We start from the raw sequence: 9,057 nt of genomic DNA, 5'->3' as shown, positions 1-9,057 counted from the left end.
CCGAGGCGACGCCCCCGTCGGCCGAGGCGCCCCCGGCGCCGCCCGAGACGCCGCACCGGTCGGCCGACACGGCAGCCGCTGACGTCTCGGCCGACGCGCCTGACGCTTCGGCCGACGCGCCTGACGCTTCGGCCGACCGGGGTGACGCTTCGGCCGACGTAGGTGACGGCTCGGCGCGGGTGGCGCTGTGGGGGTCGGCGGTGGTCGGTGGACTGAGCTGGGCGTCGGGGGTGGCGCTGACGGCGCTGGCGGGATGGCTGATCATCAAGGCCTCCTACCACCCGGTGATCATGACGCTGGTGGCGGCGATGGTGGGGGTGCGTACGTTCGGGATCGCGCGGCCGGTGCTGCGTTACCTGGAACGGTTGTGGTCGCACGACAGTGCGCTGCGGCTGCTGGCCAGGCGACGGGTGGAGATCTACGACGCGCTCGTGCCGTTGGTGCCCGGCGCGCTCCCCGGTCGCCGGGGAGACGTCCTGGCCAGCGTCGTCGACGATGTCGACGCGGTGCTCGACGAAGAGCTGCGAGTGCGGCTGCCGATCCGGGAGTACGCCGTCGTGGCGGCCCTCGCGGTCCTGGCGACCCTGCTCATCGACCCGGTCGCGGCGGCCTTCACGACGGCCACGGTGCTGGCGGCGAGCGCCGCCTTCGGGATTGCGTACGCAGGTGCAGCACGTGCCGAGCACGTCTCGGTCACGGTGCGGGCGAGGGTGTCCGAGCAGGTGGTCGAGGCGACCCAGACGGCGACCGAGCGCCGGATGTGGCAGGCCGGTGAGCCCGTGCTGCGGACCCTCGACGACCTGGCCGGCACCGCCACCAGGGCGACCACGACAGCGGCGGCGGCGTCCTCGCTGGCCAAGGCCATCGTGCTGGTCACCGCCGGCGCGGCGGTCGCCGCGACCGCTGCCTACGCGACCGTCGCCGACGGTCCGATGCTGGCACTGCTCACCTTGGTCCCGCTGGCGCTCGCCGAGCCCGCGGCGACCCTCGCCGACGCCGGTGCGGCCCGGGCCCGCACCCGTGCCGCACAGCGCCGCCTCGACGACCTCACCAGCCGCTCGCCGGCGGTCGAGGCCCCGGAGCACCCCGAGCGGCCCGCCGACGACACCACGATCACGATCACCGATGTCACTGCCCACCCCGGCGGTGCCCACCCCGGCGGTGCCCAACCCGGCGGCGGCCCGGCCGTCGAGATCCCCGACCTCCACGTCGAGCCGGGCGCGCGGATCGGCATCGTCGGCCCCTCAGGCTCCGGGAAGAGCACTCTGGCCGCGTTGCTGCTGCGCTTCCTCGACCCGGACACCGGCACGATCACGCTCGGCGGCCGGTCGACCCGCGACCTGGACCCTCAGGACGTACGGAAGATCGTCGGTCTCGTCGACGATGACCCGCACGTGTTCGCCTCCAGCCTCGTCGAGAACGTGCGCCTGGCCCGGCCCGAAGCGACCGACGACGAGGTCGAGCAGGCGATCCGGCGCGCCCGTCTCGGCGACTGGCTCGATGCCCTTCCCGCGGGGTTGAAGACCAGGCTCGGCGACGGCGCCGCCGAGGTCTCTGGCGGTGAACGGGCCAGGCTCGCCGTGGCGAGGTCGCTGCTGGCAGGGCACAAGGTCCTGGTTCTGGATGAACCTTTGGCCCATCTGGACACCGCGACCGCCGCGTCGCTGGCGCGTGAGGTGCTCGCGCGGGAGGATGGCTCGACAGTTGGCCCAGAGCCAGGCCCAGAGCCAGGCGCGGAGCCTGGTCCGCATGGCGGCACGAAAGCCGTACTGTGGATGACTCACACATCGACCGGACTGGGGCTGACCGATACCGTGGTCTCCCTTCAACGAATGGGGGAAGTGAGACGGTGTTGACCGAGACAAGGACGATCCGGGTCTACCTGCTCGACGACCATGAGGTCGTGCGCCAAGGGTTGACGACGCTGCTCGACAGCCATGACGACATCGCGGTCGTCGGCCAGGGCGGCACCACCGCCCAGGCACGCGAGGACATCGACCGTCTCCGGCCGGACGTGTGCGTCCTCGACGCTCGCCTGCCCGATGGCTCGGGGATCGAGGTGTGCCGTGAGGTCCGTGCGGCCTACCCGGAGATGCTCGCGCTCATCCTGACCTCCTATGACGACGACGAGGCACTCTTCTCGGCGATCATGGCCGGGGCGAAGGGCTACGTCCTCAAGGACATCCGCGGCAACGACCTGGTCGAGGCGATCCGCACCGTCTCCGGCGGCGGCTCGCTGCTCGACCCGCTGATGACCGCGAAGGTCATGGAGAAGATGCGCAACCCCGATGGCGAGTCGCCGCAGATGCAGGCGCTCACGCCCCAGGAGAAGCGCCTGCTCGCGCTCATTGGCGAGGGCCTGACCAACCGGGAGATCGCCGGGCGGATGTTCCTGGCCGAGAAGACGGTCAAGAACTACGTCTCCAGCATCCTGGCCAAGCTCGGTGTGCAGCGGCGCACGCAGGCGGCGCTGATGGCCAAGGAGCTCCTCCACCCCCGCAAGGGCAACTGACCCTCAGACCCCAGCGGTGATCGGCACCTGCCAGATCAGCTCGGTCCCGCTGGGGGAGCACGGCCCGATCTCGAGCTGACCGCCGAGCTGGACCGCGCGGACGCGGGCGTTCTTCAGCCCGCTCTCCTCGGCCTCGTCGGGGACGCCGCTGCCGTCGTCGCGTACGACCAGCCTGATCTCGTCGTCCTGAAGGGTGAGCTCGATCTGGGCGCTGTGGGCCTGGGCGTGCCGGGCGAGGTTGGAGACCGCCTCGCGCAGCACCGGGAGCAGGTGGTTGCGGACCGCCTCGGGCACGGCGGTGTCGACCGGCCCGGTGATCTTGATCTCCGGGGTGAAGTCCATGACGCCCGCGTACTCGCGGATGACGTCGCGCACCTGGGCCCGCAGCGAGGAGGCGTCGTGGTTGCTGAGGTCGAAGATGGAGCCGCGTACGTCCTTGATGGTCTGGTCCAGCGCGTCGACCTGCTCCGAGAGCCGCTTGGGCAGGTCCTCGACCCGCTGCGGGTTGCGGCCCAGGGTCTCGAGCTGGAGCCCGATCGCGAAGAGGCGCTGGATGACCACGTCGTGCAGGTCGCGGGCGATCCGGTCGCGGTCGGTGATGACGGCGAGGTCGGCCCGGTCCTCGACCGCGCGGAGGCGGTCCAGGGCGAGGGCGGCCTGGCCGGCGAAGCCGAAGAAGAGCTCGCGCTCGTGCTCGTCGTGAGCCGCGCACGCCTTGTCGTAGATCGCCAGCAGGGCGCCGCGCCCGGCCAGCGAGGAGCGCACCGGAGCGACCACGACATGGAGCCCGTCGACCTCGAGGTCGAGCGGCTCGACGATGCGACGGTCGATCAGCAGCGGGACCTTCTCGGTCACCGCCCGGACCCGCTCCTCCTGACCGGGCGCGGCCGCGACACCGGAGACGAGACCGTGCTCGATGCGGGTGCCGGCGCCGACCCCGATCGCGCGCATCAGCGGAAGCGCGGTCTCGCACATCCGCTCGAGCGCGACCAGGTGGTCCAGCGGCGGGGTCAGGGCACGGCTGAGCTCGGCGCTCGCCTCGAGCCACTTGCGGCGTTGCTCGCTGAGCTCGAGCTCGCGCACCTTGTCGATCTGGGCGCCGGCGGCGCGGGCGAGGGCCACGACGAGCTGCTCGTCGTGGGTGGTGAAGTCGGCACCGCCGACCTTCTCGGACAGGAGCAGGTGGCCGAAGTCGTGGTCGTCGATGCGCAGCGGCACCTCGATGAACTTGCGCTTGCCGGGGTCGCCGGTACGCAGTGCGTGGCTGCCACCGCCGTCGTCGGTGCGGGGTGCGATCATCCGGAGCTGTTCGCGCGGGACGGTGTCCCCGCCGGCGGCTTCGGCTTCGAGGGCGGCATCGCTGTCGCCGTCCGCGTCGAGGCGGGCGCGGCGACCGCGGCTCTTGCCGACGACCTGCAGCGTCGGCTCCTGCTGGTTGCCGTAGGTGATCAGGTTCTGCAGCTCACCGTCGAGGTCGAGGACGCCGAGGGCGCCGTAGCCCGCCCCGGTCAGCTCGCAGGCCGAGCGGGTGATTCTCTCGAGCATGGCGCTCAGGTCGAGCTCGCTCGACATCGCGATGACCGCGTCCAAGAGCGAGCGCGCCGATGGCTCGAGACCGGTCAGGTCCTCGGTCGCGTCAGTGGTCACTTGTCAGAGTCTGTCGTGCCGGACCCGGTCGCGTCCACATATCGGCAACAGTTTCTCCACTGTCGGCCTCAAACTCACGCGAATGCTTGCGTTTGGTCATTGATCCGCGATGTCGCCATCAACGTAGAGCCACCGTCCGGCACGCACCTCGAACCGGCTGTGCTCGGCGAGCACCCCGGCGCCCGACGGCGCCTGGTAGGACGCCCGGAAAGCCACCCAGCCGTGGGTGTCGTCATCGAGCCCGGAGCCCTCGATCTCCAGCCCCGTCCAGGTCAGCCGCGCGTCGGGTGCGGCCACGCCCAGATCGTCGGGGCGGGTCCCCGGATGCCAGGTGCGGAAGATGTAGTCCCAGTCCCCGAGGGCGTACGCCGCATAGCGGCTGCGCATCAGCTCCTCCGGCGTCTCGGCCAGAGCGCCGCCACGGTGCAGCCGGTGGCAGCACAGCGCATAGCGCCGGCCGCTGCCGCACGGGCACTCCTGGGGCAGGGGCGAACCGTTGGCGGTGCGGCCGAAGGGGGACATGCGCCCATTGTGTACCGGAAAGGACGCATTCTCGTCGTGGGCCCGGAGTGCCCCGACTATGGTGTGGGGGTGGCTCTCAAGCGCATACGGCTCGGGACGGCGGGGGTGCTTCGGTGACGGATGTGAGCATCTGTCTGCTGGGCCCGTTGGTCGTCACGCGCGCAGGCGAGCCCGTAGAGGTCCCGGGGCGACGCCCGCGCACGCTCCTGGCGCTGCTGGCTCTGGAGGCAGGCACCCCGGTCTCCGCCGACCTGCTCGCCGACCGGATCTGGGGCGAGGAGCTTCCCGACAACCCGCGCGGCAGCCTGCACACCTACATCGGTCGGCTGCGTCGTGTGCTCGGCAAGGAGGTCGTACGCCGCGCCGCGGGCGGTTACATCCTCGACCTGCCCCGCTCCTCGGTGGACGCGCTCGCGTTCATCGACCTGCTCGACGCGGCCGAGGGACCACAGGCCTATGACCGGCTCGAGGAGGCCATCGAGCTGTGGCGCGCCGAGCCGTTCGACGAACCCGCCGGTGAGTCGCTGGCAGAACGCACCCGTCCGTGGCTGGTCGACCGCTACCTCGCCGCGCTGGAGCGTCGCGCCGAGCTCGACATCGTTGCCGGGCGGGCCGCGAAGGCGGTCGCCGAGGTCCGCCGGGTGGTCGGCGATCATCCGCTGCGCGAGTCCCTGTGGGTCGTGATGCTGGACGCGCTGGACGCCGCGGGGCGTACGGCCGAAGCGCTGGAGACCTATGAGGAGGTCCGGGCTCGGCTGGCCGACGAGCTCGGCGCCGACCCCGGCGCGGAGCTGCGCTCCACGTTCACCCGGCTGCTGGCCGGCCCCTCGCCGGTCCCGGACGTCGAGGTCTCCCCAGGACAGGCGACCGTGCCCGCGCAGCGCGTCTCGGAGGAGGACATGGTCCCGAGACAGCTCCCGGCCGACATCCCCAGCTTCTCCGGTCGCGAGGCCGAGCTCCGCCTGCTCGACGCGGTGACGATCTTCCACGACGCCGGCTGGCCGAGCGTGGTCGCCGTGCACGGCATCGGTGCGGTGGGGAAGACCGCGTTCGCGGTGCACTGGGCTCGTGCCCGGACCGAGCACTTCCCCGACGGGCAGCTCTTCATCGACCTGCGCGGATTCGGGCCGGGCGAGCCGCTCTCTCACGCCCAGGCGCTCACGACCCTGCTCATCGGTCTCGGCGTCGACGCCGCCTCGGTGCCGTCCGAGGTGGACGCGGCATCGGCCCTGCTGCGTACGACCCTCGCGCAGCGGCGCATGCTGGTCATGCTCGACAACGCTCGTGACTCCACCCAGGTGCGACCGCTGCTGCCGGGTGGTGACTCGCTGGTGCTGGTGACCAGCCGAAGCCAGCTGCGTGGCCTGGCGACCAGGGAAGGCGCCCGTCGGCTCGCGCTGGACACGCTCGCCCCGACGGAGTCGGCGGCCTTCCTGAAGCAACGGCTCATCGACCGGGTGGCCGACGAGGCGGACGTACGTGCCCTGGCGGACAGGTGCGGACACCTGCCGCTGGCTCTTGCCGTCGCGGCCGAGCGCTGCAGCCGCTACCCCGATCTCCCGCTGACCGACCTGGTCGCCGAGCTCGACGGCGAGACCAGCCGGCTGGCGGCGCTGGAGGCACCGCTCGACCCCATCTCCGACCTGCGCGCGGTCTTCTCCTGGTCCTACGACTCCCTCGACGAGGAGTCGCGGCGCGCCTTCCGCCTCCTCGGCCTCCGCCCGGGTCACGAGATCGGGATGCCCGCGATGGCGGCGCTCTTCGCCGTCGACATCGCCGCCGCCCGACGTCTGGTCGACAAGCTGGTCGACGCCAACCTCGTCCGCGAGCACCGCCCCGGACGCTTCGTGCTCCACGACCTGATCCGCGACTACGCCCTGGAGATGGGCTCCGAGGAGGAGTCCGGCGAGGCGCTGCTGCGGTTGGTGAGCTGGTACACCCACTCCCTGGTCGCTGCTTCCGAGGCCGACGGCCGGTCCTTCCGGCTGATGAGCCTCGACCCGGTCGTCGACGGCGTGACGCCACTGAGCTTCGCCACCTCGCAGCAGGCCCGCGCCTGGGGCGACCGGGAGTGGCTGACCATGGGCAGCGCCGTACGTCTCGCCGTGCGCGCGGGGCTGCTGGGTCCCGCCTACCAGCTGGTCAACAAGATGTTCAGCCTCTCGATGCGGCACCCGCCCGCCGAGACCGTCCCCCTTCAGGAGCTCGGTCTCGACGCCGCTCTCCGCGCCGGTCAGCGCGTCGACGCGGCCTACATCCGCAACCAGTTCGGGATCAGCCGGGCGCGGGTCGGTGACCTGACGCGGGCGATCTCGGAGTTCCGTGACGCCGCCGAGGTGTTCCGTGAGGCCGGGATCGCGGCCGGTCTGGAGATGGCGCTGTCCAACTGCGGCCAGGCGCTGAGCATGATCGGCTCCCTCGACGAGGCCGTCGCGGTCCTCGAGGAGGCGTACGCCGTCGCGGACGCGGCCGGGATGGACGACCGTGCCCGCGCCAGTCTGATCGGGCTGGCCGAGGTCTACGTCCGGATGGAGCGCTACGAGGACGCCGTGCGGCTGGTCGAGGAGGAGATCGGCTACGCGTCCGTCGACGTCGACTCCTCCGCCTCGCCGCGGATGACCCTGGTCGATGCCCTGATCGGCCTGCGGCGCTACGCCGAGGCCGAGACCCATCTGCGACTGGAGCTGGCCCACCGCCTCGAGGAGCGCAACCGGTGGGGTGAGGCCAACGTCCTCGTACGCCGCGCCGTGATCGAGCGCGAGACCGACCGTGTCGCGCAGGCCCGGGCGACGCTCCACGAGGTCGTCGCGATCCTGGACGAGGTGGGTGAGCTGGACCGCACCGCGCTGACCAGGGAGCGCGTCGAGGATCTCCTCGCCAGCGTCGGGTCGGCCGCATCCGCGGATCGGGATGTCGACGCCGAGGCCGCCCAGGGGTTGAGCAGCGGCGTAGCGTTGCGTCCGTGACTGCCGCACCCACGATCAGCACCCTCGGCCAGCTGCGCGCCAGTGGCCATGTGTTCAAGTCGCTCCGTGAGGAGATCCGGGACAACCTGCTGGCGAAGCTGGCAGCCGGAGAGGACCCCTGGCCCGGACTGCACGGGCTGGAAGAGACCGTCATCCCGCAGCTCGAGCGTGCCCTGATCGCCGGCCATGACGTCGTCCTGCTGGGCGAGCGTGGTCAGGGAAAGACCAGGCTGCTGCGTACGTTGGTGGGAATGCTCGACGAATGGACCCCGGTCATCGAGGGATCCGAGCTCGGCGAGCACCCCTATGAGCCCGTCAGCGTGGGGTCCCAGCGGTTGGCCGCGACCGCCGGTGAGGCGTTGCCGATCGCGTGGAAGCACCGCTCCGAGCGCTACTCGGAGAAGCTGGCCACCCCCGACACCTCCGTCGCCGACCTGATCGGCGACGTCGACCCGATGAAGGTCGCCGAGGGACGCTCGCTCGGAGACCCGGAGACGATCCACTTCGGCCTCATCCCGCGCTCCCACCGCGGCATCGTCGCGATCAACGAGCTGCCCGACCTGGCCGAGCGGATCCAGGTCGCGATGCTCAACGTGATGGAGGAGCGCGACATCCAGATCCGCGGCTACGTGCTGCGGCTGCCCCTGGACCTCCTGGTGGTGGCCTCGGCGAACCCGGAGGACTACACCAACCGAGGCCGGATCATCACCCCGCTGAAGGACCGCTTCGGCGCCGAGATCCGCACCCACTACCCGCGTGAGCTCGACGCGGAGATGGCGGTCATCCGGCAGGAGGCCGCCCTGGTCGCCGACGTACCCGACCACCTGCTCGAGATCCTCGCCGTCTTCACCCGCCACCTGCGTGCCTCCTCCGCGGTGGACCAGCGTTCCGGGGTCTCGGCACGCTTCTCGATCGCGGGCGCGGAGACCGTCGCCGCCGCGGCGCTGCACCGCGCCACCGTGGCAGGGGAGCCCGATGCGGTCGCTCGTCTCGTCGACCTGGAGACGGCCATCGAGGTGCTCTCCGGCAAGATCGAGTTCGAGTCCGGCGAGGAGGGCCGCGAGGCCGAGATCCTCACCCACCTGCTGCGTACGGCCATCGCCGAGACCGTCCGCAAGTCCTTCCGCGGCCTCGACTTCGCGCTCCTCATCGACGCCATCGAGGACGGCCGGATGGTCACCACCGGCACCAAGATCTCCGCCCGCGCCTTCTTGGAGGGCCTGCCGGTCCTGGGCGAGTCCGACCTCTACGACCAGATCGGCGACCGCGTCTATGAGGCCACCGGAGGCCCCAAGAACGACGGCCAGCTCGCCAGCGCCATCGAGCTCGCCCTGGAAGGCCTGTTCCTGGCGAGGAAGATCGGCAAGGACACCGAGGGCGGCGAGACGATCTATGGCTGATCCGGCGGGC

The 9,057-nt window shown here is 71.4% G+C and carries 6 protein-coding genes; 4 read left to right on the top strand and 2 right to left on the bottom strand.

All coding sequences use genetic code 11. The annotated features are described in order from the left end of the window. On the top strand, window positions 1-1,856 hold a 1,856-nt coding region (gene cydC / locus ACFV9G_RS10215; protein ID WP_378727330.1), incomplete at its 5' end, for a thiol reductant ABC exporter subunit CydC. Next, window positions 1,850-2,512: a response regulator transcription factor gene (locus ACFV9G_RS10210; RefSeq protein WP_091050516.1), complete on the top strand. Its 663-nt coding sequence runs from the start codon at window positions 1,850-1,852 to the stop codon at window positions 2,510-2,512. The genes cydC and ACFV9G_RS10210, both read left to right, overlap by 7 nt. A 3-nt stretch (window positions 2,513-2,515) precedes the next feature. Here the strand turns inward: ACFV9G_RS10210 and ACFV9G_RS10205 are convergent, their stop codons facing one another. After that, a complete protein-coding gene (locus tag ACFV9G_RS10205) occupies window positions 2,516-4,159 on the bottom strand; it encodes a sensor histidine kinase (protein WP_378727329.1) in 1,644 nt (547 codons plus the stop codon). Window positions 4,160-4,255: 96 nt separating this feature from the next. Next, entirely contained in the window at window positions 4,256-4,681 is a 426-nt protein-coding gene (locus tag ACFV9G_RS10200; RefSeq protein WP_378727328.1) for a YchJ family protein, read from the bottom strand. Between the two features lie 113 nt (window positions 4,682-4,794). Here ACFV9G_RS10200 and ACFV9G_RS10195 point away from each other — a divergent pair, with 113 nt between their 5' ends. Both ACFV9G_RS10195 and ACFV9G_RS10190 read left to right on the top strand, forming a co-directional pair. Next, window positions 4,795-7,647: a BTAD domain-containing putative transcriptional regulator gene (locus ACFV9G_RS10195; protein ID WP_378727327.1), complete on the top strand. Its 2,853-nt coding sequence runs from the start codon at window positions 4,795-4,797 to the stop codon at window positions 7,645-7,647. Next, window positions 7,644-9,047 carry a magnesium chelatase gene (locus ACFV9G_RS10190; protein WP_378727326.1) on the top strand — a complete coding sequence of 468 codons (1,404 nt, stop codon included), beginning with the start codon at window positions 7,644-7,646 and terminating at the stop codon, window positions 9,045-9,047. The genes ACFV9G_RS10195 and ACFV9G_RS10190 overlap by 4 nt, the downstream gene beginning before the upstream one ends. The last annotated feature ends 10 nt before the right edge of the window (window positions 9,048-9,057 follow it).

This window comes from Nocardioides sp. NPDC059952 (genome assembly GCF_042730435.1).
In the GTDB taxonomy this organism is placed as follows: domain Bacteria; phylum Actinomycetota; class Actinomycetes; order Propionibacteriales; family Nocardioidaceae; genus Nocardioides.
The sequence above is the reverse complement of the archived record's forward strand: the minus strand, read 5'-3'. Positions and strand labels throughout refer to the sequence as shown.

Coding starts and splice junctions, on each gene's coding strand:
- ACFV9G_RS10200 (WP_378727328.1), bottom strand. CDS start 4,681: ATGTCCCCCTTCGGCCGCACCGCCAACGGTTCGCCCCTGCCCCAGGAG.